Below are 25,392 nucleotides of genomic sequence, written 5' to 3'. Positions count from 1 at the left end.
CCTTGTCGTAAAAGGAATAATAGAAGGTATATTTATCAATTATTTCATTTTGGTGCTACAATTTACTATAAAGTACTGTTGCGTTAAATTAACAATACTTTAAAGCAGAAAGGACTGCTATAAATGGAATCGAATTCAACAAAATTAAAAATTATGCGTGTTGCAACAGCGTTATTTTATCAGAAAGGATTTCATAACACTTCTGTACGTGATATTGCTAACAAAGCATCTGTTAATGTATCCTCTGTTAGCTATTATTTTCAAGGTAAACAAGGCTTGTTGGAGGCTACCGTAACCGAATATTATGAAGCCTATTTACTACAGTTGGAGGAAAGTATGCATATGATGGATCATGCTCCTCCACTTGATTACTTGAAGAAATTAATTTCGACTATTATACAGTATAAGCAGAATAATTTTCAATTTTCGTGTTTTATTCATCGTGAGCTCTCTTTCGACTCTGTTTTTGCTAGAGAAATGGTTGTAACTTATTTGGCAAAGGAAAACCATTATATAGCGGATGCGTTTTTTAAGGCAATTGAAAATGCGCGACATACTGTTATGGATCGACAGTTTTTGTTAATGCAGTTAAAGGGCATGCTTAGTACGCCGTATATCATGCACAGTGAGCTTAAAAATCAAGTGATTGGCGATTATTCGCACGAGCTCTTTGCTACACAGTATGCAAAAACAATTCATAATTGGCTTGATTTTGTTGTTGCTACAGAAGAACTAAGCTATAAATAACGAAGAGCGTTAGCTTCAAGAAATTTATATTCATTCTAAGACGATGGAATCGACTTTAGTCTGGTGGCATTGAGAAAAAGATGGAGAATGCTCTCACAAATTGCGGTAGAGCGAATTAATCAACCATTAGGTCGTTGTTTTAAACATAGTAAACGAGCTGGGAACAGGAGTTCCTGTTTAATAAATTGCATTTTTGGACGAAAAAAAAGAAAATGTCAAAATGTGAATTTATTTGTTTTTTTTTAGCCAAAAAAGGGACTTACATGGTATCATAAGAATAATTACAATCCCTCCATCAACATACATAAAAGGAAGATGGAGAATAAGGAACGGTTGAAAATCCTCTTATTAAGGATTTCGGTGAGGAGGCTTTATATGGCAGCTTATATTATAGGAATCATACTAGCAATTATCGTACTAATTATCATCGGTCTTATACTGCGAAAACGTGTTTATGATGAGGTTGATCGACAGGAAAGCTGGAAGATGGATATTATGAATCGGAATATTGCTTCTGAGCTAGCTAAGATTAAGAAATTAACCTTATCAGGGGAAACGCAAGATAGATTTGAAACGTGGAAAGAACGTTGGGATGCTATCGTAACAAAAGAGTTGCCAGATATTGAAGAGTATTTGTTTGATGCAGAAGAGGCGGCTGATCGCTATCGGTTTCCGACAGCAAAGAAAACGCTTCGCAAGATTGATCAAATTATGACAGCGATTGAAGCAGATATCGAACGGATATTAAATGAACTAGATGAACTGCTTGAATCTGAAAAAACGAGTAGATTAGAAATTGAACAAATACAGCCAGCGATTCGCGATCTTCGTAAAACAATTTCCCAAAATCGTTATCAATACGGTAAAGCAGAAATTCGTTTTGAAGTCGAATTAGATGAGCTAGATGAGCAACTTCAAGCATATGATGAAACGGTAAAAGCCGGGAACTACATAGAGGCGAAGGAAATTGTTAAACACTTAAGTGATCGACTACATACACTAGAGCAAGAAATCCATGAATTTCCGCAACTATACAAAGCATGTAAGCAAGAGTTGCCTGCACAGCTAGATGATCTTTACACAGGGATGAAGGAAATGAAGGAGTCAGGCTATCGTATCGAGCATTTAGGGTTTGAGAAAGAAATTAAGCAATATCAGGAACGGTTAATTGATTGCGTAAAGGCTCTAGAAAAAGGTGAAACAGAAGAGTCGAAGTCTATTATTGATGAGCTTGATGACCGAATAAAAGAAATGTATCAGTTATTAGAAAAGGAAGCAATTGCTAAAAGCTATATCGAAACTCAGCTGCCAAGCTATCAAAATGCGCTTACAGAAATAAGTGCGACGTTTGAAGAAACGCGTTTAGAAGTAGAGCATTTAAAGCAAACATATTTCTTCACAGATCAAGATATGGAAAAATACTTATCGCTTGATAAGACAATTTCAACGTTAAAAAATCAGCTTGAAGAATTAAAAGAAGCAAATGAGACAGAGCATACGGCTCACTCGGAGATTCGCATTCAGCTTGAGTCCGGGTATGAACAACTTGAGAAAATTGAGAATAAGCACACAGGCTTTAAAGAGATGATTCACAATTTGCGTAAAGACGAACTAGAAGCTAAAAGTCAATTAAAGCTTATACGTGAACAAATCCAAGTTACGCAACGAAAGTTAAACAAGAGTAATATTCCTGGAGTTCCAAGCTTTATATGGAATATGATGGATGAAGCCTCTGACAAAAATAATCGGGTGCTAAAAGCATTAGAAAAGCAGCCATTAGATATGGCGGAGGTGCAACAAGCGTTAACGGAATCCCAAGCTGCAATAGACTATATGGGTGAACAGACTGATTTGTTACTGGATCAAGCTTATTTGACAGAGCAAGTAATTCAATATGCGAATCGCTATCGTAGTAAATATCCACTGCTAGCCGCGAAGCTTGCGGAATCTGAACGATTATTTCGTGCTTATGAGTATGAGCTTGCATTAGAACAAGCTGCGAAAGCAATTGAAGAAATTGAACCAGGTGCGTTAAAGCGTATTGAAGAGCAACAAATGGCGATTAATGGGTAACGAATTAAATGATGGAAACTAGTCATGGTGCAACAAGCGTTTACGATAATGGATGGATATAGAAAAGCATATAAAGGCTGACGATAGGGGGGATGAACCTAAAAAATCCAACCTGGAGTTCAGCCTTCTGTTGTGTTTGCATGAAAAGACAAGAAAGCATAAAATATGGGAGTAGTATATGCATTATAATAATAAATCGAGTGTTACGACTCGTTTGATTTTTTTGAAGGGGAAGAAGGCGTATTAATCATGATATATTTAGATAATAGTGCAACAACAAAGCCACATCCAGAAGTAGTGAAGAGCTTTCATCACGTTTCCGAGCGATTCTTTCCTAATCCTTCTTCTATTCATCAATTAGGTGGAGAGGCAGAGCAATTACTAATAGCTGCAAAAGGGCAAGCAGCAGAATTACTTGATGTACAACAGAGTGAAGTGATTTTTACGTCTGGTGGAACAGAGGGGAATAACCTTGCGATTAAAGGAATTGCTTTACAGTATCGACAAAGAGGAAAGCATATTATAATATCTGAGGTGGAGCATCCATCTGTCTATGAGGCATGTCAGAGCTTGGAAGAGCTCGGATTTGAAATAACATATCTCCCAGTTAACCAAGACGGTAAAGTATCAATCAATGATGTAGAAGCTTCGATAAGAGAGGATACGATTTTAATCAGTATTATGCATGTCAATAATGAAACAGGGACGATTCAACCGATAGAAGCGATTGGATCTATTGCGAGGCGTTATCCGAAGTTGTTTTTTCATGTTGATGCTGTGCAAGGATTTGGAAAGGTACCATTACAAATACAGAATTGGGGTATCGACTTATGTACGATATCAGGGCATAAACTTCATGGCATGAAAGGAACAGGATTGCTTTATGTTCGAGATGGGATAAAGCTATTTCCGTTATTTCATGGAGGGCAGCAAGAAAATGGAAAACGAGCAGGGACAGAGAATTTGCCAGGTATAATTTCGCTCGTAAAGGCAATGCGCCTTATAAAAGAAAGAGAAATGAGCGATAGTGATAAGCTTCAAGCATTAGGACAAGCGCTTCGCTGTGGACTAGATAAGCTTCATACTGTTAGAATAAATACTCCTCAAAATGGAGCGGCCCCACATATCATGAATTTTTCAGTGCCTGGTTTTAAACCAGAGGTTATTATTCACGCCTTAGGAGAAAAGGACATTTTTATCTCAACAAAGTCTGCTTGCTCATCAAAACGGATGAATGGAAGTAGAATATTAGAAGCGGCAGGATTAAGTGAAGTACTTAGTCGGTCAGCGTTACGTGTTAGTATGTCCTATGACACCACAATAGACGAAGTAAATGCTTTTCTTCGCGCAATAGAAACAGCTATTTATCAACTTAAAGATGTAATGAGGTAGATTAAAAATGGAATATGATCATATATTAATTCGCTATGGTGAAATAGCATTAAAAGGAAAAAATCAAAAAAAGTTTCTCGTAAAGCTACAAGAAAATATTCAACAGAAATTAAAGGATTTTTCAGGGATAAAAGTAAAACGAACCCAAGGAAGAATGTTTATTCTTTTAAATGGACAAGACCCCTTTCCAATCATGGAACGATGTAAAACAATTTTTGGTATTCATAGTCTTAGCTTGGCCATAAAGGTAGATAATGATGTAGAGGCGATAAAAGAAGGTGCACTATATGCCTTAAAGCAAGGGAAGAATATTGAAACCTTCAAAGTATCGGTTAAACGGATTAATAAAGGATTCCCAATTCGTTCTCAGGAAATGAATCAAGTGCTGGGGCGGCATCTGTTAGTGCATACCGATGATGTAACAGTTGATGTTCATCATCCAGATTTACAAATTAAAGTAGAAATTAGAGCTGAGGCAACTTATATTTCTTCAAGTACTGTTCATGGACCTGGTGGATTGCCTGTTGGTACTTCAGGAAAGACATTATTGCTTTTATCTGGTGGAATCGATAGTCCGGTAGCAGGATATTTGGCAATGAAACGTGGCGTAGAGTTGGAGGCGATTCATTTTCACTCTCCACCATTTACAAGTGACCGAGCAAAGCAAAAGGTAATCGATTTAGCTGAAAAGCTCACGTCATTCGGCCCGTCCATTAAGATCCATATGGTTCCTTTTACAAAACTACAGCAAAAGATCTTCAAGGATACACCAGATGGCTATGCGATGACAATCATGCGTCGAATGATGATGCGAATAGCAGAGCAGGTATGTAAAAAAGAGGACATCCTTTCATTAACAACAGGGGAAAATCTAGGCCAGGTTGCCAGCCAGACCATGAATAGCATGAATACGATAAATGAGGTGACAAACTATCCTATTCTTCGTCCGCTCATTACGATGGATAAAGATGAAATTATCCAAATTTCAAAGAAAATAGATACGTTTGAAATATCGATTCGTCCGTATGAAGATTGTTGCACAATATTCGTTCCAAAATCACCAAAGACAAAACCGAAACGAGAGCGTGCAGCCTATTTTGAAGAAAAGCTGGATTATGAGGAATTGCTTCAGGAAACAATTGATGGTATTGAAACAATTAAAATTACAAGTAAAAAGCAAGAGCAACATCTATTTTCCGAGCTGTTTTAACAGAACTTCAGAAAATGCAAAATTAACGTATACTGACAACACTTACCTTTCGAATTAGCGCATGTTTCTTCTTTCTTTGACACACGATAAGTGTACTAGGGAGGTGAAGAGATATGGCTAATAATTCAAATCAATTGGTCGTGCCTGGTGTAGAACAGGCATTAGAGCAAATGAAATATGAAATTGCTTCTGAGTTCGGCGTGCAACTAGGAGCAAATACAGTTTCTCGTGCGAATGGTTCAGTAGGTGGAGAAATTACGAAACGTCTCGTGCAAACTGCACAACAGCAATTAAACCAAGGTAAATAATAATGATGGCAAAGGACTATTCCATAAGGGATAGTCCTTTTTTGCAGCCTATAAAAATGTACGCTTTACTCTGTCCCAATACGAATTATTTTTTAGCTTCACTGTTTTTATCACTTTATCACTCAGTGTAACGATAATGTTTTTGATGTTACGGACAGAATACGCTTCATTATCTAAACCAATAATTGGATAGTCATTTCCATCTTGAGTAACGGTCAGCTCCAGTTTTCTCTCTTTACCTAAGACAAAAGATGAGCCAAGCGTCCGATAACGATTATTATTCAATGAAGCAAGCTCGGATACTTGAAAACAAGGAATCTTAGGATCAATTACTGCCCCGTGTATAGATTTGTTATATGCAGTACTTCCGGTAGGGGTTGCAACGATAAGCCCATCCCCACGAAAGGTTTCAAAATGCATGTCATCAATATGTACATCCATGACAATTGTTTTAATAATTGCGGAGCGAATACTCAATTCATTTAAACAGGAAAACGTCATTTCATCATTTACATTTACATCAATTACTGGGAAACGTCTCACCTCTAATGGTGCATTTTGCATTGTAAGTAACATATCATCGAATTGATCTAAATTAAAATCACAATATAATCCGGATTCATTTTTTTGCGTGATTCCTAAATATAGACAGTCTTGTCTAAAGCCAGTTTTACGCACTGCCTGTAAGAAAGAACCATCTCCTCCAATGCTAATGATGATGTTTGCCTCGCTTGGTTTTTCTACAATAGAGAATCCATTCTTCATTGCGACTTCCATTAAGGTATTAAGTTTACGATCAATTTCTGGATTGTGCTGATAATAAAAGTAAAGATTTTTTCGGTTTGTCATAATCAACAGGCCTCCTAAATATATCTTGTCTCTTCTTCTATCATACCATTTATAAGTAGGTTTCCCTAATGGATTGGAAAGAAACAAAAAAAGTCAGTGTTAGTGAGTAAGATTATCCCAAAAGCTGCAGGATAAAAAGAAACGAATATTGAATGGAGGAGTCTCTATGTTTTGGGCATTATTAGGTATGCTATTGGTCAGTGGTTTGGTGTTCATCCTTTTTGTGCGATTATATATGTCTTTTACGTTTCATTACATCGAGAAAGAGCAAAGCTTAATCATTCTTCTTCGCATTTTACATATAAAGCTATACGAAAAACAAGTTTCGTTTAGCAATGATGAAGATGAGCTATTAAATTATTTAATGCAGGAAAACGGGTTAGATGATAAAGGAAATAAATTCCGTTTTTCAAGTATCCTTCAGACCATCCCGAATTATGGAAAGCTAATGATGGATTGTTTACAAAAAGTAACGATTCATGAGTTAAGTTGGAAAACAAATATTGGTACAGGAGAAGCTGCGCTTACCGGTTTAGTTGCAGGAGCATTTTGGAGCATCAAAGGATCAGTTCTTGCGTTTTTAACTGCGTGTTGCCGTGTAAAACAAAATGCGCAGGTTGAAGTGGTTCCACATTTTCAACAAAAACGGTTTCAAATAAAGCTTCATTGCATTGTATCGATCAGATTGGGACAAGCTATTTACATAGCCTTAAAGATAAATAAAGCATTGAAATCAAATGCAACTATTATGCAATCACCAGAATTCATATAAATAGGAGGTAGTATCGTGGAAGAGCATCCAATACAAGGGTTAATGACGACTGCAATGGAAAACTTAAAGGATATGGTTGAAGTAAATACGATTATTGGTGATCCGGTTGAATCTCCAGATGGGAGTATGATTATTCCAGTTTCAAAGCTAGGCTTTGGGTTTGCAGCAGGAGGAAGTGAATTTAATAATAAATTTGATAGTTCAAATGGAGAAGCTATCCTTCCTTTTGGTGGCGGAAGCGGTGGTGGTGTTTCTATTTCACCAGTTGCTTTTTTAATCGTCAATGAAAAAGGAGTAAAGATGGTTCATTTAAATGAAAATGTTCATATTTATGAAAAGATGATTGATTTTGCACCAAAGGCAGCAGAAAAAATTCAGCAAATGATGAAAGATTCGAATAAAAAAAACCAGTCAAAAGAGCTTAGGAACGATAAGTCGAAAAAGAAACAGAAAGATGATGAAGAAGCAAAGGCAGAACCTGATGATGACTCAGACTTTATTATTTAACAAAACAATTATGGCGAAAAAAGCACTAGTACAGATGCTGACATAGAACTGTAACAGTTTTATTAGGTTTAACGTTGGACTTAAGAAGGTAAATTCTTCATAATGGAAGGTGAATATGAAAATATTGAAGGAGTGATACCGATGGCTAACGTAACGTTCAACCAAAATCCAGTCACCCTTGTCGGAAAAGAATTAAAAATTGGAGATCAAGCACCAGATTTTACTGTACTGTCCAATGATTTACAGGAAGTAACTTTATCCGATTATCAAGGAAAGATAAAACTAATTAGTGTTGTTCCTTCTCTTGATACAGGACTTTGTGCAGAGCAAACAAAACGTTTCAATGAAGAAGCAAGTAAGCTTGGGAATGTCCAAGTCCTTACGATTAGTATGGATCTACCATTTGCACAAAAGCGGTGGGCAACAGAAAATAGGATTGAAAACTTAACTACACTTTCAGATTATCGTCAAGCAGAATTTGGTGAAAAGTATGGAGTATTAATTAAAGAGCTGCGATTATTAGCTCGTTCTATTTTCGTGTTAGATGAAAAGAACAAGCTAATCCATGTGGAATATGTAAAGGAAGTTACCAATCATCCTGACTATGATAAAGCTTTGGAGGCTGTTGCTAGCTTATCGTAAGAAAGGCTGTTAAAATTCTCTCTCTATTTAAACTGAGAGAGAATTTTAACGGTTTGCTTGCTCCAATTACCTTCATTCGTATTCAGTCTCATTTTTTGTTATAATACTAACGCTTTGATAGGGATTGGAGGAATACATATGGAAGAAAATAATGTAACAACGTTATTTGAGTGGCTCGATAAAACGACAGCAATGGTAGAAACACATTCTAATGAGCCTTACTTAGATAGCTTAAGTATAGTACTGGATATTGCTTTTTATGAACGTGTTTCAGAATTCGAGGATGAAATATTAATACACAAAATGGATAAAGCCATAAAGGAATTAGCTATTGAATCATATGGAACAGAAGAAATTCGCAAAGCCGTTCAACTAGTCATTTTAAAAGGAATGAAAAATTCAACACAGCAACAGCATCTTATGACTCCTGAGACAGTAGCTTTGATTATGGGATATTTAGCGTCTAAATTAACGGAAAATCTGGAAAGTATTCGTCTATTTGATCCAGCATGTGGAACAGGAAATCTTCTTACAATTGTAATGGATCATCTGAAACAACCACTAGCTACCTTTGCGAGTGATGTGGATTCAACCTTAATTAAACTAGCATTAGCAAATGCAAACTTGCAAAAAAAGGATATCACTTTCTTCCATCAGGATAGCTTACGTCCATTATTGTTAGACCCTGTTGATCTAACGATTGCAGATTTACCTGTGGGATACTATCCAGATGATGTACAGGCGTCAGAATTCGAATTAAAAGCAAAAGAAGGGCATGCATATTCGCATCATTTATTTATTGAACAAGGTGTCCGTTATACAAAGGATGGAGGGTACCTAATCTTTGTAGTGCCAAATTCCTTGTTCGAGACTGAGCAAGCAAAAGAGCTTCACCGTTTTATTCATCAATACGCACATATTATTGGTTTTCTACAGTTACCAGAAAGTCTTTTTAAATCACAAACAAATGCAAAAAGCATTCTTATTATCCAAAAAAAGGGCAATCATACAGCTGCTCCGAAACAGCCATTACTTGTTAAGCTACCATCGTTTAAACATACACATGCCATGGAAGATGTGCTAGCGCAAATGAATAGCTGGTTTGCCTCATATCAAAAACGTTCTTAATCGCATTCATTATCATATTAGTTCTTTTTAATATAAGACAACCGAGGAGTTGATTGATAGTGGTTAACGTATTAGCTATTAATGCAGGTAGTTCATCTTTGAAATTCCAATTAATTCAAATGCCTGGAGAAAATGTACTCGCAAAAGGTCTTGTTGAACGTATCGGGATTCCAAATTCTATATTTAGTATTGAGGTAAATGCGCAAAAAGAAAGCCAAGTGGAAGATATACCAAATCATGAGGTAGCCGTTCAAATGCTTTTAAAAGGTTTAATGGCATCTGGAGTGATTCATTCATTAAATGAGATAAATGCAGTTGGACATCGTGTTGTTCACGGAGGAGAGACTTTTAGCGATTCAGTTCTTATTACAGAAGAGACAATACAGAAAATAGAAGAAATATCGGAACTCGCTCCTTTACACAATCCTGCCAACTTAACAGGAATTCACGCTTTTCGGGAGATATTACCAGAAGTACCTATGGTTGCAGTTTTCGATACATCCTTTCATCAATCTATGCCAGAGAAATCTTATCTATATAGTCTTCCATATGAATATTATAAAAAATATGGCATACGAAAATACGGTTTTCATGGAACATCACATAAATATGTATCACAACGCGCTGCTGAATTATTAGGCGTGCCATTAGAACAATTGCGATTAATTTCCTGCCACCTAGGAAACGGTGCAAGTATTTCAGCGATTGAAGGTGGGAAATCGATTGATACATCCATGGGCTTTACGCCATTAGCCGGAGTGACAATGGGGACAAGATCAGGGAATATAGACCCCGCTTTAATTCCGTATATTATGGAGAAAACGGGACAGACAGCGGAGGAAGTAATTGAAGTCTTAAACAAGAAAAGTGGATTATTAGCGTTGTCTGGTTTCTCGAGTGATTTAAGAGATATTGAAGAGGAAGCTAACAAAAATGATCGTGCAGAGCTTGCTCTGGAAGTATTTGCGGCACGAATCCATAAATATTTGGGCTCCTATGCAGCACGAATGTCTGGTGTCGATGCAATTATTTTCACTGCTGGAGTCGGTGAAAATAGTAGTGAAATCCGTGCAAAGGTATTAACAGGTTTAGAGTTTATGGGCGTGTATTGGGACCCTGCTTTAAATCATACACGTGGAAAAGAAGCATTTATAAATTATCCGCATTCCCCAGTTAAAGTGCTTATCATTCCAACGAACGAGGAAGTGATGATTGCAAGGGATACAGTGCGTTTGTCGGGCTTAGTAAAGCATGTGTAAACGAGGCTTTTCTCGATTATGAGGGGGGATTATTATGTCTGTTCAAGCGCATAAAAAGGATGCATTCCAAGTAAACTGTATGATTGTTACCATTAGTGATACGAGAACGGAAGCAACAGATAAAAGTGGGGCACTTATGCAGCAATTACTTGAGAATGCAGGGCATAACGTTACAAATAAAAAGATAGTTCAAGATGAAGAAGCGTCGATTCGTTCTGCGATTGAGGTAGGATGTAGCGACCCAAACGTGGATGTCATTTTAACCAATGGTGGAACAGGAATCGCATCTCGAGATGTGACAATCGAAACGATACAACCAATGCTTGACAAGACGATCCCTGGCTTTGGAGAAATTTTTCGATTTCTTAGCTATACGGAAGATATTGGATCAGCGGCAATTTTATCGCGAGCAATTGCAGGTGTGGTTCAAAACACAGCGATTTTTTGTACCCCTGGATCAACGGGTGCTGTAAAATTAGCAATGAATAAATTGATATTACCCGAACTTTCTCACGTTGTGCATGAGTTGAAAAAGAAGCCTTTATAAAAAAAGGTGCTGCTTTAAAAGGCAAAAAGTCCTTTTGGCAGCACCTTTATATTTGGTATTTTCACAAGACCTTCCTCATCGAACAACAAGCACATCACAATCAGCATAACGGGTAATGCTTTCAGAAACACTTCCAATTAAAAAGCGTTCTACAGCGTTCATCCCAGTTGCACCACAAATAATTAAATCAGCTTCAAACTGCTTGGCAATGTCTTTTGCAATTTTTACTTTCGGGGATCCATATTCAATACAACGGACAATGTCAGTAATCCCAGCTTCTTTTGCAGTTTCTACATAGTTATCAATTAATTCCTTTGCATATTGTTCTGCTCGTTCACCGAGTGTTCTGTCATATGCTTCTACCGTTGCAAATGATCGAGAATCGACTACATGAGCGAGGATAAGACGGGCTGCATTCCTTTTGGCAATATCCAATGATTTCATGAATGCTTTTTCAGAGGCTTCTGAACCATCCACTGCAACTAAAATATGTTGATATTCAAATTTCATTTTCCTCTCTCCTCTCATGGTATTCTTTTACTCATCTTAATTATACAATAAAACGATTACAAATGGTAAAACTTCACAAAATATTGTTTTTTCTTATCGTACAAACTAATGCAAGGGGAGTATCGTCCCTGCTGCATTTTCTTTGCTTCGTATCTTATATTATTGGAGGTAGATGCTAATGGCGGACAAGAAGAAGAAAATTACGAATTTGCAGGAAGATAATGATGGAGTAGCTGCTGTTAAAAACCAGCTTTTTGAAAGCTACCAAAGTGGTGTAGTTGAAGATCAATTGCATAATAATAAAGGAATCTTCAAGTACAACAATCAGAAAAACTAATGTTTATAATGGATAGTCTCTTTAATGGAGGCTATCCTTCATAATTATGCTTTTTTCAATGGCTTTATTTATGATATTCTTAATACATGCTTGAATAAACTGAGGATAAGGGAAGGTGTTTTTTAATGAAAATTGGCGTGCCAAAGGAAATAAAAAATAATGAAAACAGAGTAGCAATGACACCAGCAGGAGTTGTATCATTAACAAATGCCGGACATGATGTATATGTAGAAGCAAGTGCTGGTTTAGGTTCTGGATTCACTGATGAACAATATAAACAAGCAGGCGCATACATTGTACCAACGGCAGCAGAAGCATGGTCTAAGGAAATGATTATGAAGGTAAAGGAGCCTTTAGAAGAAGAGTATCATTATTTTAGAGAAGGTCAGCTTTTGTTTACATACTTGCACTTAGCAAATGAGCCAGAATTAACACGTGAGCTTATTAAACACAAGGTTGTTGGAATTGCTTATGAAACGGTACAGCTGCCAAACGGATCATTACCATTGCTAACACCGATGAGTGAGGTAGCAGGCAGAATGGCAGCACAAATTGGTGCACAATTTTTGGAAAAAAACAATGGTGGTAAAGGTGTTCTATTAGCAGGAATTCCTGGCGTAAAACGTGCCAAAGTAACAATCATTGGTGGAGGCGTTGTTGGAATGAATGCTGCCAAAGTAGCCTCAGGACTTGGTGCAGATGTAACGCTAATTGATTTAAATCCTGATCGACTTCGCCAGCTAGATGATATTTTTGGTTCCTCGATCAATACCGCAATGTCTAATCCGATGAATATTGCTGAAGCAGTAAAAGAATCTGACCTAGTAATTGGTTCTGTATTAATTCCTGGAGCAAGAGCACCGAAGCTTGTATCAGAGGAAATGGTTCGTACGATGTCAAATGGATCTGTCATTGTGGATGTTGCCATCGATCAAGGAGGAAATTTTGAAACGTGCGATCGAATTACGACCCACGACAACCCTACCTATACAAAACATGGGGTACTACATTATTCGGTAGCAAATATGCCAGGAGCTGTGCCTCGAACGTCAACGATAGGATTAACGAATGTAACCGTACCATACGCCCTTCAAATAGCAACGAAAGGGTATAAACAGGCATGCTTAGAAAATGAGGCGTTGAAAAAAGGGATTAATACATTGCAGGGCTATGTCACTTATGAAGCTGTAGCAGAGGCACATAGGCTAGAATATGCAAGTGTTGATGAATTATTAAATAATTAGTAAGGATTCCGTTAAGTACAAGTCATTAGGTTAGCTCTTGTATTTAACGGTTTTTTATATGGCTGGAAACCTAGTAATATAAACATAACATAATAAATAATTAATTTTTGTGTATTGATAGACAATTATGAAACTTTTTGAATGATTGGACGTATTACAAAAAGAACAGATGAATAACATTTACGTTAAATCAAATAAGGAGGTTTCTGTATGTTTCAATTTTTTAAACGGATGAAGACAGTAGTGAGTTCTGAATTGAATGCCATGCTAGATAAAGCAGAGGATCCTGTTAAAATGCTTGAGCAATTTTTACGGGAAATGGGAGAGGAAATACAAGAGGTTGAAAAAGCGGTTGCAAAGCAAATCGCGAACGAAAAAATCTTGAAGCGTAAGGCAGACGATGCGAAGGTTATGGTAGAAAAACGTTTAGGTCAAGCGGAGCAAGCTGTAAAGGCAAATAATGATGAGCTTGCACGTCGTGCGCTCGAGGATAAAAAGGAATATGAAAACCAGGCGAACCTTTTGTCAGAATCATGGGAGCAAGCCAAAAATGATGTAGAAATGCTACAAACGAAGCTAGATGAAATGAAGAAAGAGTATCAACAAATGAAGCTAAAAAAGGATGGTTTGAAAGCTAGGGCGGTTTCAGCTAAAACGAAAACGAAGATTAATCGCACCATGTCTTCTATCGGAAGTGATGATTCCAAGCGAGGCTTTGAACGGATGGAAGAAAAAGTAATGCAATTTGAAGCGGAAGCAGAGACGAGTGAAGATTTGTCCCAAGCTAGTCGGACGTTAGATGATGAGTTTGCAAAGCTCAATACGGATGTGGATGATGAACTTGCTGCTTTAAAAAAAGCAATTGGAAAAGAATAATCGATAGGAATGGATCAGTTTATACACTGATCCATTTTGATTAGAGGAATTTTTCAATGTTTGTAGAAATAATGAATAGGGAAGTGAATTCTTGAAAGGAGAGATATCATGGAAGTATCTTATCACGGTCATTCGGTTGTAAAGGTAACAACTAAAAGTCATACTATTCTTATTGATCCATTTATTTCAGGAAATGATTTATGTGATCTGCATCCTGACACCGTGGAAGCGGATGTGATATTACTTACACATGGTCATAATGATCATGTTGGGGATACAGTTGCGATTGCAAAGCGAACGAATGCAATGGTGATTGCACCAAATGAACTTGCTATTTACTTAGGAACGAAAGGATTGCATACACATCCAATGCATATTGGTGGGGCATATTCATTTCCATTTGGAAAGGTCAAATTCACGCAAGCATTTCACGGATCTTCTTATACCGAGCCTGATAATACAATTGTTTATACGGGAATGCCAGCTGGAATTTTACTTACGATTGAAGGGAAAACAATCTACCATTTAGGAGATACCGCACTTTTCACAGATTTAAAAATGTATGGTGAAATGCATCAAATTGATCTAGCATTTATTCCAATTGGAGATAATTTCACGATGGGGCCAGAGGACGCTCTAGTTGCTTCTGATTGGATAAAAGCTGATCTAGTTGTTCCAGTGCACTATAATACATTTCCTGTAATAAAACAGGATCCTGACGAATTCGTAAAGAAAGTCCGAACTGGAAAAGGAAAAGTAATGAAGGTTGGCGAAGTGCTATCCTTATAATGAAGCGTGGGCATAAGGTTGTCCACGCCCTTTTACCTTGTAGGGGAAAAATCAATTTCATCAAAACAACGAATTAAAGGGAGTTAGTCAATTGAATATGTTAATGATTTCTACTTTTTTTGTCTTAGGAGTTGTCTTCGGCTCCTTCTTTCATGTTATTGGACAGCGTGTTCCAGTAAATGAATCATTTTTAGTTGGGCGATCTATCTGTCGACATTGCGAGCGAACATTAAATTGGTACGAACTTATCCCTGTTGCTTCCTTTGTTCTTCTTCGGAGAAAATGCGGCCATTGCCACCACCCGATTTCATGGACATACCCCATAATAGAGCTGTTAACAGGGTGTTTGTTTGCTTTTAGTTACCAGCACATTGGATTTAATCTAGAGCTTCTATCCGCACTTTTACTTGTTTCTCTCCTCATCATCGTTCTTGTATCCGATCTTCAGTACATGCTGATCCCAAACTCTATTTTATTTTATTTCCTCTTGTTATTTATCTTCCTTCAAATGCAAATTACCCACATAAGTATTTGGAATAATATACTTGGCGGTATAACAGGCTTTGCGATTATCGCAGTCATTATCCTCTTAAGTCAAGGCGGAATGGGAGGAGGCGATATGAAGCTATTCGGTTTACTTGGATTTATATTAGGAATAAAGAAGGTCCTGTTTGCATTGTTTCTTTCAAGTATTATTGGAGCGATCATTGGAACAGGCTATCTTTTGCTTGCTAAAATAGAATTGAAAGAACCTATCCCATTTAGTCCTTTTATTGTTATCGGGACAATGATTTCTTTCTATTATGGAGATATGTTTCTTAATTGGTATGGCTCCTTTCTTCGTTGAATCCTAGATCGTGTAGTGTACAGAGACAGGTTCTTAAAGGGATTCTGTTTTCATAAACTAAAGTAAAAGCCAGAGGAGGTGATGGTTCTTGCGTCATTATGCACTTTTACGTTTGTTGTTGGCAGGGTTTTTTCTTTACTTTGCATGGCCTTTAATACCTGTTTCCTCCTCCCAAATAGAAACGGTGTTTTGGGGAGCGTGGCTTACCTTTTTCTTTCTATTAGTTGCTGCTAATTTTGCTGTGCTTTTACAAATTACAGAGCCTCCAATTATGGAACAGGAGCAAGGAGTGCGACTAAAAACCCATAATCATTGAGCAATTATCCGAACAACTGTATAATAATAGTAATTAACAGTACTAGTACAGTTGAAAGTCGGTGAAGCACGTATTATGACGACAAAGCATGAGCAAATTATTCAACATATTATTTCATTAGAAGTAGGCCATAAAATATCGGTACGTCAAATTGCCAAAGCCTTGAATGTGAGTGAAGGAACAGCTTATCGTGCAATTAAAGAGGCTGAAACACAAGGACTTGTAAGTACCATTGAACGCGTAGGGACAATTCGAATTGAACGAAAAAGAAAAGAGAATTTCGAACGGCTGACGTTTGCGGAAGTCGTTAATATTGTAGATGGACAGGTTCTTGGAGGAAAAGAAGGACTGCATAAAACGTTAAATAAATTTTTAATAGGTGCAATGCAGCTAGATGCTATGGCGAGATATACAGAGGCCGATTCGTTATTAATTGTTGGTAATCGAGTGAAGGCACAGGAATTAGCATTGCAGGATGGTGCAGCCGTCTTGATCACTGGAGGATTTGATACAGAAGGCTATATAAAGCAGCTTGCAGATGACAAGCAATTACCAATCATATCAACAAGCTATGATACGTTTACGGTTGCTGCCATGATTAACCGTGCAATATATGATCAATTAATCAAAAAAGAAATTGTCTTTGTCGGAGATATTTTTACGCCATATGACCAATCTTATTACTTGCATGCAAAGGATCAAGTGGGCAGGTGGTATGAATTAAACGCGCAATCTTCGCACACGCGATTTCCAGTACTTGATGATAAAAGCCGGGTGATTGGTATCGTTACATCGAAGGATATTCTTGGGCAGGATGAAGCGATGGCTATTGATCGAGTAATGACTAAAAATCCAATTATTGTCCAAGCAAAGACGTCTTTAGCCTATGTTGCACATATGATGGTGTGGGAAGGAATTGAGGTTGTTCCTGTCGTTGACCAAACGAATAAGCTGATTGGTATTGTATCAAGACAGGACGTATTAAAAGCCTTACAGCAAATCCAACGCCAGCCGCAGGTCGGGGAGACAATTGATGATATCGTCGCCAGTAATGTACAAGCGTTGGAGCATAGTCCAATGATGTATCAAACAAAAGTAATTCCACAAATGACGAATCAGTTAGGAACACTTTCCAATGGTGTTTTTACATCTCTAATAACGGAAGCAAGTAAGCGACTTCTTCTTTATTTAAAAAAGGGAGATTTAGTTGTAGAGAACTTGACCGTTTACTTTTTAAAGCCTGTTCCAATAGATAGTAAGCTTATAATTAGGCCGCAGCTACTAGATGCAGGACGAATCTACGCCAAAATTGATGTCGAAGTTATGCATGAACGAAAGCTTGTAGGAAAAGGATTAATTATGGCTCAAATAATTGAAAGATAAGCGATATCTTTGAAGAGAATAAAAAAGGAGGACCAGAAGGAATACATCGTGATTACTCCATTTGGATCCACCTTTTTATCCTTTAGTAAAACCCCACGGATCGAAGTTTCACATCATACGATACTATGCATTTAGTCGCTGCCATTCTTTTCGGTAATGCTTTGTTTCTTGCCAGCCGGTGTATAGCTGTAACCCTCCTAATATTAAAAAAACGATACCAATAAAAAGAGAAAATTTCGTTCCGTAAAATATGTATTGATTTATTCCAAAAAAGAAGATAAAGCTTCCAAGACAAATACGCGACTTTGCGTTAAAATAAGCTTGATTTAAGCCATCTTTTGTCTTTAAAATCGCTACTTTATAGTATACATATAAAACAAGCGAAATAACGATGATGATAGGAAAAATAATTGTCATAGAATCGACTCCTGTGATTAATAATCTTGTTATCATTGTAGCTTTTTTTTTGGACGATTACCACCGTTCTACTAAACCGATTTAAATGAATCATGAATAAAGGAGCAATATTATGAAGCAAATTATTACATCTATTATCCAAGCAATAAAGGAATTCGATACGATAATTATTCATCGGCATGTACGCCCAGATCCAGATGCAATAGGCTCCCAGGCAGGGTTGAAGGAAATGATAATGCAAACCTATCCAAATAAAAAAGTCTATATAGTTGGGGAAGATGAGTCTTCCCTCATGTTTCTTGCGGAGATGAATAAAGTAGAAGACGATGTCTATGAAGAGGCACTAGTTATTATTTGTGATACAGCCAATACAGCGCGTATTGATGACCAACGATATAAACGAGGCCAAAAAATAATTAAGATTGATCATCATCCAAATGTCGATCCATACGGAGATATTCAATGGGTTGATACAGCCTCAAGCTCCACGAGTGAACTGATTTGTGAGTTATATACACATGCGAAGAATGATTTGGAGCTAAATAATGCCGCTGCAAGACTTTTGTATGCAGGGATCGTTGGCGACACGGGAAGATTTTTATTTCCCAGCACAACACCAAGGACTTTTCAACATGCTTCAGCGCTTGTAGCCTATCCATTTGATCGTCAGGCGCTTTATGCAGGGATATATGATATTACAGAACCGATTGCTAGATTACGGGGCTATATTTTGCAAAACTTTCAAATGTCACCTGTTGGTGTTAGTTTTATCAAATTAACGAAAGAATTACTGGATTCATTTGCAATTGACCCTTCAGAAACGAGTCAGGTTGTTGGATTATTAGGAGATATTAAAGGAATGAAGGCATGGGCGGTATTCGTGGAGGAAGCAGATATGATCCGTGTTAGACTACGTTCCAAAGGTCCGATAATTAATGATCTTGCTGCGAAATATCACGGTGGAGGACATCCACTCGCTTCTGGTGCTACAGTTTATAATTGGTCGGAGGCAGATGAGCTCATTAAAGAATTAGAAGCTATTTGTAAAGAAAGTATAGATTAAAAGCCAAAATAAATGTGCTGGTCTACTTTTACGGAAGTGGTCCAGCACGTATTTTAAATTGCTTTCCTATTCATCTCCATGTTATTAACTACTCTTGCTCGCTGGGATTGGTGTGAAATAACATCCAGTTGATGAATAGTCTACATGTACGTTTAGCTTTTCTTTCTCAATTCCACGCTTAATCTTTTCGATGACGACTGGAGATTCTGCATAGGCAGTATGCCCTTCACGCAATTGCTTCATCTTCTCCTCATAAACACGTGATCTTGGAATGACATACATTTGATTCATCTCCTTTCAATATTGTTAATTAAGAATACTCCCCCTTGAAAGCAAAGCATCTATTTCTAATTTCATTTTATTAGAAAACAGCATCTATTGCCACAGTATTGAGAATATTTTCACAAAAAATTCACATTAATTGGAAATGGAAGCATCTAGTTTAATTTTTACTATTGGTGCAATTGTTAATTTTACTACTTTAAACGAATAAGAAAAATCATCCACGGAATAGTTTTTATTTTCAATTGCGGACGTTATTAACTCATCATTTTTGGATACAATTTGGATATCCTGGCCAATTATTTGATCAATTTCTTCTTTGATCAATTCTTCTAACTGATACAATGTCAAAGTATTTTCTAGGCGAAGCTGCTTCGCATTTTTAAACTCAAGCTCTATTTTTTCAACGGTAATCGCCTTTTTATTTTCCTCATTAAGATCTTGTTTATCTTTTAACAGTGCTTCATGCTGCTTTTTAATTTCTTTAACCTCGGATTGTAATGCTACATTATTCTCTAACAGCTTTTCGTACATTTCACCGTACATATACATGACAATTAAATATGAAAACAATCCACCTAAAAAAACGCCAACAAAAAACCGTTGCCAACCGGGCCGTTTATAATATGGAGGAATATGCATTAGGTGACATCCTCCTGAATAAGCCAGCTAATTAGAATGATGCCCGTTTTTACGCCTCCCATGGCAGATAAAATTAATAGTATTTGTTTGATAACATCGAAAGAAGAGCCATCAAGCGCTTTTTCAAAGTTGGCGATGGCATCAAACGTCCCCCCGATAGCTGCGACAATTGCCCATATCCGCAGCTTTTTAGCGAGATTGCTCATTTCGGTGAATGGTGGATCTCCTGTGGCAAATGCTCCAATACTGCCTATAAGCGAACCGCCAATTATTACGCCAAAAGCGATGAAAAAACAATGAATAAATGAAGCGAAAAAACGTTCTTCCATAATACACGCTCCCTATGATGTATGCTTCCTACATTCTATGATGAAAATAGACAAGTTATGTTTAACGAACGATATGTTCGAGTTCGTGTACATATTGAACGATAATTCGTTATAATGGTAGACAGAGAAAGTAAAGGCGGGATATCATGTCGTTTACACAATTACAAGTACGGAGTGGTTACAGCTTATTGGATAGTACAATCTCTATTGATAAGCTTGTCGATAAAGCGGCCTCTTCTGGGTATACAGCAATTGCGCTTACAGATATGCATGTTTTATACGGTGTTATTCCTTTTTATAAGGCGTGTATAAATAAAGGATTAAAACCAATTGTTGGAATGGTTGTACTAATTCAAGAGGATGAGCAAAAGAAAACACCATGTGTTTTACTTGCAAAAAATAATCATGGCTATCAGCAGCTTATTCAACTTAGCAGTATGTTACAGCTGAATGATAGAGAAACAGTAGAACTTGCACAATTACAAGCATATACGGATGATCTTATTGGAATCTTGCCAATTTCGCAAAGTCACTTGGTAAATATATTAAATAATCAATCCATTCAAGATGCCGTTGTATATGTGGAGAGGTTGAAAAACATTTTTGCCGCAACGGATTTTTATCTAGGGATAGATGAGCCCGAAACAGGAAGAACAAATGTAAAAGATATAGATATAAAATTGTTACAGGAATCATGTCATGTTCCATTAACAGTGGTACAGGATGTGCGGTATTTAGATGCTAGCGATCGAGAAGCTTTTGATTGCCTGCAAGCAATAAAAAAGGGGAACCGCTGGAGCGACCAGGCTAAGGATACGAATCGACAACAACACTATCTTCGAACAGAAGATGAAGTGGTTTTCTTATTTGCAGGTACTTTGACGGAGGCTTTACAAAGAACGGAAGAAATTAAAAATAAGTGTAACGTTGATATTGATCTACATACACGTACATTGCCAGCGTATCCTGTCCCTAATGACGAAGATGCAGCATCATATTTACGAAAACTTTGCCATCAAGGACTACGTGATAAGTATCAAGACAGAGATGATTCAATTGCTAACCGGCTGGAATATGAGCTAAATGTGATTGAATCCATGGGATATAGTGATTATTTTTTAATCGTTTGGGATTTTATTAAGTTTGCTAAAGATCATGGTATCCTAGTTGGACCTGGGCGTGGATCTTCTGCAGGGTCAATAGTTGCTTACTTACTCGATATTACAGAAGTAGATCCGATTAAGCATCAATTATTATTTGAGCGTTTTTTAAATCCTGAACGAATTACGATGCCAGATATTGATATTGATTTCTCGGATCAGCGTAGAGATGAAGTAATCGAATATGTACGAGATAAATACGGAAAAGAGCATGTTGCCCAAATCATTACATTTGGTACCTTTGCAGCACGTTCATTAATTAGAGAACTATTTAAAATGTTTGATGTCGATCAACAAGATGCGTCGTTTATTTTAAAGGAAGTTCCTGTACAAGCGAAGGATTCTTTAAAAACGATTATTCAGCAATCAGGGGAGTTAATGAACTATATTACCCAATCTGAAAAGCTAAAGAAACTATTTTCCATTGCTTTTCGATTAGAAGGATTACCAAAACATTTATCGACACACGCAGCTGGAGTAGTAATAAGTAAGCAGCCATTAGTGGAAAATGTTCCGTTAACATTAGGAAGTAATGAGACGTACCTTACTCAATATGCAATGAACGATTTAGAATCCATTGGTCTATTGAAAATTGATTTTCTAGGATTACGTAATTTATCGTTATTAGAAAGAATTATTCATACGATTCGGCAAAAGACAGATCACCATGTGGACTTAAAGAAAATACCGGACGATGACAAACGTACGTTTAATTTACTTCAAAGTGGAAAAACAAACGGTATTTTTCAGCTTGAATCAGAAGGGATGAAGCGTGTATTAAAACAACTAAAGCCTTCTCATTTTGAAGATATTGTAGCAGTGAATGCATTGTATCGTCCTGGTCCAATGGAAAACATTGAAGTATACATCGCAAGAAAACACGGAAAAGAGCCGGTTCATTATCCACATCCTGATTTAGAGCCTATTCTAAAATCAACGTATGGCGTGCTCATTTATCAGGAGCAAATTATGCAAATTGCCAATGTAATCGCGGGATTTTCATATGGACAGGCAGATATTTTACGGAGAGCGGTTAGTAAAAAACAACAACAACTGATGGATAAACAACAATCCGCTTTTATCCAAGGCTGCTTACAAAATGGCTATGATCAATCTGTTGCAGAAAAGTTATTTGCTTGGATTATTAAGTTTGCCGATTATGGATTTCCGAAAAGCCATGCGGTAGCCTATAGTAAAATTTCTTATTGGCTCGCTTATTTGAAGGCGCATTTTTCAACTTATTTCTATGCAGAATTATTAAGCACTGTCTCAGGACAGCATGAAAAAATAAATCTTTATATGAAAGAATTAAAAGAGTTAGGAATCCCTTTTAAAGGTCCTTCCATTAATAAGAGCTTTGGAAAATTCACCGTGGAAGGCGACCAGATTCGTATGGGATTACAATCGATAAAAGGGGTAGGGAATCAAGCTGTAAAGGAAATAATTCAAATCAGAAAAGGAGGAGCGTTCGCGCATTTGTTTGACTTTTGTTTACGAGTTCCAACAAAATCAATTAATCGTTCTACATTAGAAGCACTTATTATGGCTGGTGCTTTTGATGAAACATATCGTAATAGAGCAAGCCTACTAGCTTCTATTGATCAAGCAATTGAACAAGGAGAGCTTTTTCGAGAATTTAGTGATCAACCGAGCTTTTTTCAAAATGAGCTTCAGTTAGAAGCATCTTACACAACAATAGAAGATTTTAGTTCGATGAAAAGGCTTGCAGATGAAAAAGAATTGTTAGGTGTTTATATTTCCGATCACCCATTAAAGCAATATCGTGAAAGGTTTATGCAAATGGGCTATGCAACAATGAGTAGTGCGGAGGAAATTGTTGGGAAGAAAAATGCTCAAAGTATTGTTATGATGCAAGCCTTAAAAACGATTCGTACAAAGCGTGGAGATCCGATGGCCTTTGCTGTCATTGGTGATGAAACCGGTGAAATGGAGGCTGTCATTTTTCCAGAATTATTCCGAGCAGTTAAGCCTTGGATCAAAGAAGAGCAAATAGTCAAGGTAACAGGGAAAATAGAATGGCGCAATAATCGGCATCAATGGCTATTAGCTAAGATTGAGCCATTTAATGAAGATATGCTGCACAGAGAAATAAGTGGGCGGCTATTTATAAAAATTACCGGTCAAAATCATGATGAGGCACTAACATGCATAAAACAGAATGTAGCGGATAATCCAGGTAATGCTTTGATTATTATTTTTGATGAACCTAGCAAAAAAACATATCAACTAAAAGATTATTATCTGCAACCGACGGATAAAGCATTAGAAAATCTAAAGCTGTTCTTCGGAGAAGAGAATGTTATTTATAAAGAATAATGAATTAATCGTAACGGAATCCAAGGAAGTAGGCACTACTTTACAGACGAAATCCATCTGTTATAATTAAATAGTTAAGTGGTCAGACCACCAGTTGGATAAACGGATGATGACAAACTTATACGCGTTAAGGAGAGATAGATAAAATGAATCTACGAGATGAAGCGTTACACATGCATAAAGTGAGCCAAGGGAAGCTAGCAACCGAACCTAAAGTCCCTGTTAAAAATGCTTATGATTTAAGCCTGGCATACTCACCAGGGGTTGCAGAGCCATGTAAAGAAATTCATGATCAGAAAAGTAAAGTATATGATTATACAATGAAGGGGAATATGGTTGCAGTTGTTAGTGATGGATCTGCTGTTCTCGGACTTGGGAATATTGGTCCAGAGGCTGCTTTACCTGTAATGGAAGGAAAAGCAGTGCTCTTCAAAACATTTGCAGGTGTCGATTCTTTTCCCATTTGCTTAGACAGCCATGATGTCGATGACATTGTCAACACGGTAAAATTGCTTCAACCTACGTTTGGAGGCGTTAATCTCGAAGACATTGCAGCACCAAACTGTTTTATTATTGAAGATCGATTAAAAAAGGAAACGAATATACCTATATTCCATGATGATCAGCATGGTACTGCTATTGTCACTGTTGCAGGGCTTATTAATGCATTAAAGCTAGTAGGCAAAAGCTTTTCTGAAATAAAAGTAGTTGCCAATGGTGCAGGTGCTGCAGGTATTGCCATTATTAAATTATTGTATAGCTTTGGTGTTCGAGATATCGTCATGTGTGATTCTCGTGGAGCCATTTATGAAGGTCGACCATATGGAATGAATGAGGTTAAAGACCAAATTGCCGAAATGACTAACTTAGACAAAGAAAAAGGAAGTCTTGAAGAAGTATTAGAAGGCGCGGATGTATTTATCGGTGTATCTGTGGGTGGCGCACTAACAAAGGAAATGATTAAGAAAATGAATGCCGATCCAATCATTTTTGCGATGGCTAATCCTGATCCGGAAATTATGCCAGAGGATGCGAAAGCAGCTGGTGCAAAAGTAATTGGAACAGGAAGATCTGATTTTCCGAACCAAGTAAATAACGTATTAGCATTTCCGGGGATATTTAGAGGGGCACTTGATGTAAGAGCAACTCGAATTAATGAAAAAATGAAGATTGCTGCTGCAGAAGCAATCGCATCTTTAATCAGTGAATCAGAGTTATCGTCCGATTATGTTATTCCTGCACCATTTGATAAGCGTGTTGCTCCATTAGTAGCATCTAGTGTGGCAAAAGCTGCGATGGAATCAGGCGTCGCGAGAATTGAAGTTGATCCAGAAGCGATAGCGGAAAAAACAAGAAAGCTAACAGACCTCTAATAAATAAAGAAAGCTTATTGCTTTCAACAAATAGCCTGTGTTTCATTTACCTA

Annotated in this window: 27 protein-coding genes; 21 read left to right on the top strand and 6 right to left on the bottom strand. The window is 37.2% G+C overall.

All coding sequences use genetic code 11. The features are described from left to right. Nucleotides 1-123: 123 nt before the first annotated feature. From refZ to SPK86_RS03955, 5 genes are all read left to right on the top strand, one after another. A complete protein-coding gene (gene refZ, locus SPK86_RS03975; RefSeq protein ID WP_284139847.1) occupies nt 124-747 on the top strand; it encodes a forespore capture DNA-binding protein RefZ in 624 nt (207 codons plus the stop codon). Between the two features lie 375 nt (nt 748-1,122). Beyond that, a complete protein-coding gene (gene ezrA, locus SPK86_RS03970; protein ID WP_284139846.1) occupies nt 1,123-2,820 on the top strand; it encodes a septation ring formation regulator EzrA in 1,698 nt (565 codons plus the stop codon). A 249-nt stretch (nt 2,821-3,069) separates the two neighbouring features. Beyond that, a complete protein-coding gene (locus SPK86_RS03965; RefSeq protein ID WP_284139845.1) occupies nt 3,070-4,212 on the top strand; it encodes a cysteine desulfurase family protein in 1,143 nt (380 codons plus the stop codon). 7 nt (nt 4,213-4,219) lie between these two features. Then, complete coding sequence (thiI, locus tag SPK86_RS03960; RefSeq protein WP_284139844.1) at nt 4,220-5,422, top strand: tRNA uracil 4-sulfurtransferase ThiI; 1,203 nt, start codon at nt 4,220-4,222, stop codon at nt 5,420-5,422. A gap of 113 nt (nt 5,423-5,535) precedes the next feature. Then, nucleotides 5,536-5,730, top strand: coding sequence for an alpha/beta-type small acid-soluble spore protein (locus SPK86_RS03955; RefSeq protein ID WP_284139843.1), 195 nt, complete (start codon nt 5,536-5,538; stop codon nt 5,728-5,730). Nucleotides 5,731-5,778: 48 nt separating this feature from the next. On the opposite strand, the gene SPK86_RS03950 is transcribed toward SPK86_RS03955, so the two are convergent. Further along, a complete protein-coding gene (locus SPK86_RS03950) occupies nt 5,779-6,579 on the bottom strand; it encodes an NAD kinase (protein ID WP_284139842.1) in 801 nt (266 codons plus the stop codon). A 166-nt stretch (nt 6,580-6,745) separates the two neighbouring features. Between SPK86_RS03950 and SPK86_RS03945 the strand changes: the two genes are divergently transcribed. The 6 genes from SPK86_RS03945 to SPK86_RS03920 all read left to right on the top strand — a co-directional run bounded on the left by SPK86_RS03945 (nt 6,746) and on the right by SPK86_RS03920 (nt 11,434). Further along, nucleotides 6,746-7,351, top strand: a complete 606-nt coding sequence (locus tag SPK86_RS03945; RefSeq protein WP_284139841.1) for a DUF2953 domain-containing protein — start codon at nt 6,746-6,748, stop codon at nt 7,349-7,351. A 15-nt stretch (nt 7,352-7,366) separates the two neighbouring features. Next, nucleotides 7,367-7,858, top strand: a complete 492-nt coding sequence (gene ytfJ, locus SPK86_RS03940) for a GerW family sporulation protein (RefSeq protein ID WP_284139840.1) — start codon at nt 7,367-7,369, stop codon at nt 7,856-7,858. Between the two features lie 141 nt (nt 7,859-7,999). After that, entirely contained in the window at nt 8,000-8,500 is a 501-nt protein-coding gene (gene tpx / locus SPK86_RS03935; RefSeq protein ID WP_284139839.1) for a thiol peroxidase, read from the top strand. Nucleotides 8,501-8,638: 138 nt separating this feature from the next. Beyond that, nucleotides 8,639-9,628: a class I SAM-dependent methyltransferase gene (locus SPK86_RS03930; RefSeq protein ID WP_284139838.1), complete on the top strand. Its 990-nt coding sequence runs from the start codon at nt 8,639-8,641 to the stop codon at nt 9,626-9,628. Nucleotides 9,629-9,687: 59 nt separating this feature from the next. Beyond that, entirely contained in the window at nt 9,688-10,887 is a 1,200-nt protein-coding gene (locus tag SPK86_RS03925; protein ID WP_284139837.1) for an acetate kinase, read from the top strand. A 34-nt stretch (nt 10,888-10,921) separates the two neighbouring features. Beyond that, nucleotides 10,922-11,434 carry a MogA/MoaB family molybdenum cofactor biosynthesis protein gene (locus SPK86_RS03920; RefSeq protein ID WP_284139836.1) on the top strand — a complete coding sequence of 171 codons (513 nt, stop codon included), beginning with the start codon at nt 10,922-10,924 and terminating at the stop codon, nt 11,432-11,434. Nucleotides 11,435-11,509: 75 nt separating this feature from the next. Here the strand turns inward: SPK86_RS03920 and SPK86_RS03915 are convergent, their stop codons facing one another. After that, on the bottom strand, nt 11,510-11,944 hold the full coding sequence (locus SPK86_RS03915) for a universal stress protein (protein ID WP_284139835.1): 435 nt from the start codon (nt 11,942-11,944) through the stop codon (nt 11,510-11,512). Between the two features lie 178 nt (nt 11,945-12,122). Between SPK86_RS03915 and SPK86_RS03910 the strand changes: the two genes are divergently transcribed. From SPK86_RS03910 to SPK86_RS03880, 7 genes are all read left to right on the top strand, one after another. After that, nucleotides 12,123-12,281, top strand: coding sequence for a hypothetical protein (locus tag SPK86_RS03910; protein ID WP_284139834.1), 159 nt, complete (start codon nt 12,123-12,125; stop codon nt 12,279-12,281). 125 nt (nt 12,282-12,406) lie between these two features. Then, entirely contained in the window at nt 12,407-13,525 is a 1,119-nt protein-coding gene (ald, locus tag SPK86_RS03905; protein WP_330948683.1) for an alanine dehydrogenase, read from the top strand. Nucleotides 13,526-13,735: 210 nt separating this feature from the next. Then, nucleotides 13,736-14,401: a PspA/IM30 family protein gene (locus SPK86_RS03900; protein WP_284139832.1), complete on the top strand. Its 666-nt coding sequence runs from the start codon at nt 13,736-13,738 to the stop codon at nt 14,399-14,401. A 108-nt stretch (nt 14,402-14,509) separates the two neighbouring features. Further along, nucleotides 14,510-15,190, top strand: coding sequence for a metal-dependent hydrolase (locus SPK86_RS03895; RefSeq protein WP_284139831.1), 681 nt, complete (start codon nt 14,510-14,512; stop codon nt 15,188-15,190). A gap of 97 nt (nt 15,191-15,287) precedes the next feature. Continuing rightward, nucleotides 15,288-16,037, top strand: coding sequence for a prepilin peptidase (locus SPK86_RS03890; protein ID WP_330948697.1), 750 nt, complete (start codon nt 15,288-15,290; stop codon nt 16,035-16,037). An 88-nt stretch (nt 16,038-16,125) separates the two neighbouring features. Continuing rightward, on the top strand, nt 16,126-16,353 hold the full coding sequence (locus SPK86_RS03885; protein WP_284139830.1) for a hypothetical protein: 228 nt from the start codon (nt 16,126-16,128) through the stop codon (nt 16,351-16,353). Nucleotides 16,354-16,428: 75 nt separating this feature from the next. Then, nucleotides 16,429-17,736: a DRTGG domain-containing protein gene (locus SPK86_RS03880; protein ID WP_284139829.1), complete on the top strand. Its 1,308-nt coding sequence runs from the start codon at nt 16,429-16,431 to the stop codon at nt 17,734-17,736. Nucleotides 17,737-17,859: 123 nt separating this feature from the next. Here SPK86_RS03880 and SPK86_RS03875 read toward each other — a convergent pair whose 3' ends face one another. After that, a complete protein-coding gene (locus SPK86_RS03875) occupies nt 17,860-18,153 on the bottom strand; it encodes a YtpI family protein (protein WP_284139828.1) in 294 nt (97 codons plus the stop codon). Nucleotides 18,154-18,274: 121 nt separating this feature from the next. Here SPK86_RS03875 and SPK86_RS03870 point away from each other — a divergent pair, with 121 nt between their 5' ends. After that, nucleotides 18,275-19,216 (top strand): DHH family phosphoesterase, encoded by a 942-nt coding sequence (locus tag SPK86_RS03870; protein WP_284139892.1) that lies wholly within the window; start codon nt 18,275-18,277, stop codon nt 19,214-19,216. Nucleotides 19,217-19,300: 84 nt separating this feature from the next. Here the strand turns inward: SPK86_RS03870 and SPK86_RS03865 are convergent, their stop codons facing one another. From SPK86_RS03865 to SPK86_RS03855, 3 genes are all read right to left on the bottom strand, one after another. Continuing rightward, nucleotides 19,301-19,498: a hypothetical protein gene (locus SPK86_RS03865; RefSeq protein WP_284139827.1), complete on the bottom strand. Its 198-nt coding sequence runs from the start codon at nt 19,496-19,498 to the stop codon at nt 19,301-19,303. A 135-nt stretch (nt 19,499-19,633) separates the two neighbouring features. Then, nucleotides 19,634-20,140, bottom strand: a complete 507-nt coding sequence (ytrI, locus tag SPK86_RS03860; protein ID WP_284139826.1) for a sporulation membrane protein YtrI — start codon at nt 20,138-20,140, stop codon at nt 19,634-19,636. After that, nucleotides 20,140-20,469: a YtrH family sporulation protein gene (locus SPK86_RS03855; RefSeq protein ID WP_284139825.1), complete on the bottom strand. Its 330-nt coding sequence runs from the start codon at nt 20,467-20,469 to the stop codon at nt 20,140-20,142. The genes ytrI and SPK86_RS03855 overlap by 1 nt, the downstream gene beginning before the upstream one ends. A 146-nt stretch (nt 20,470-20,615) precedes the next feature. Here SPK86_RS03855 and dnaE point away from each other — a divergent pair, with 146 nt between their 5' ends. Next, nucleotides 20,616-23,966 carry a DNA polymerase III subunit alpha gene (gene dnaE, locus SPK86_RS03850; RefSeq protein WP_330948682.1) on the top strand — a complete coding sequence of 1,117 codons (3,351 nt, stop codon included), beginning with the start codon at nt 20,616-20,618 and terminating at the stop codon, nt 23,964-23,966. 146 nt (nt 23,967-24,112) lie between these two features. After that, on the top strand, nt 24,113-25,339 hold the full coding sequence (locus SPK86_RS03845; RefSeq protein ID WP_284139823.1) for an NAD(P)-dependent malic enzyme: 1,227 nt from the start codon (nt 24,113-24,115) through the stop codon (nt 25,337-25,339). Nucleotides 25,340-25,392: the final 53 nt, after the last annotated feature.

Origin of the sequence: Virgibacillus sp. MG-45 (assembly GCF_036409425.1) — a bacterium.
Taxonomy (GTDB): domain Bacteria; phylum Bacillota; class Bacilli; order Bacillales; family Amphibacillaceae; genus LDC-1.
This window is presented reverse-complemented; position numbering and strand designations above follow the sequence as displayed.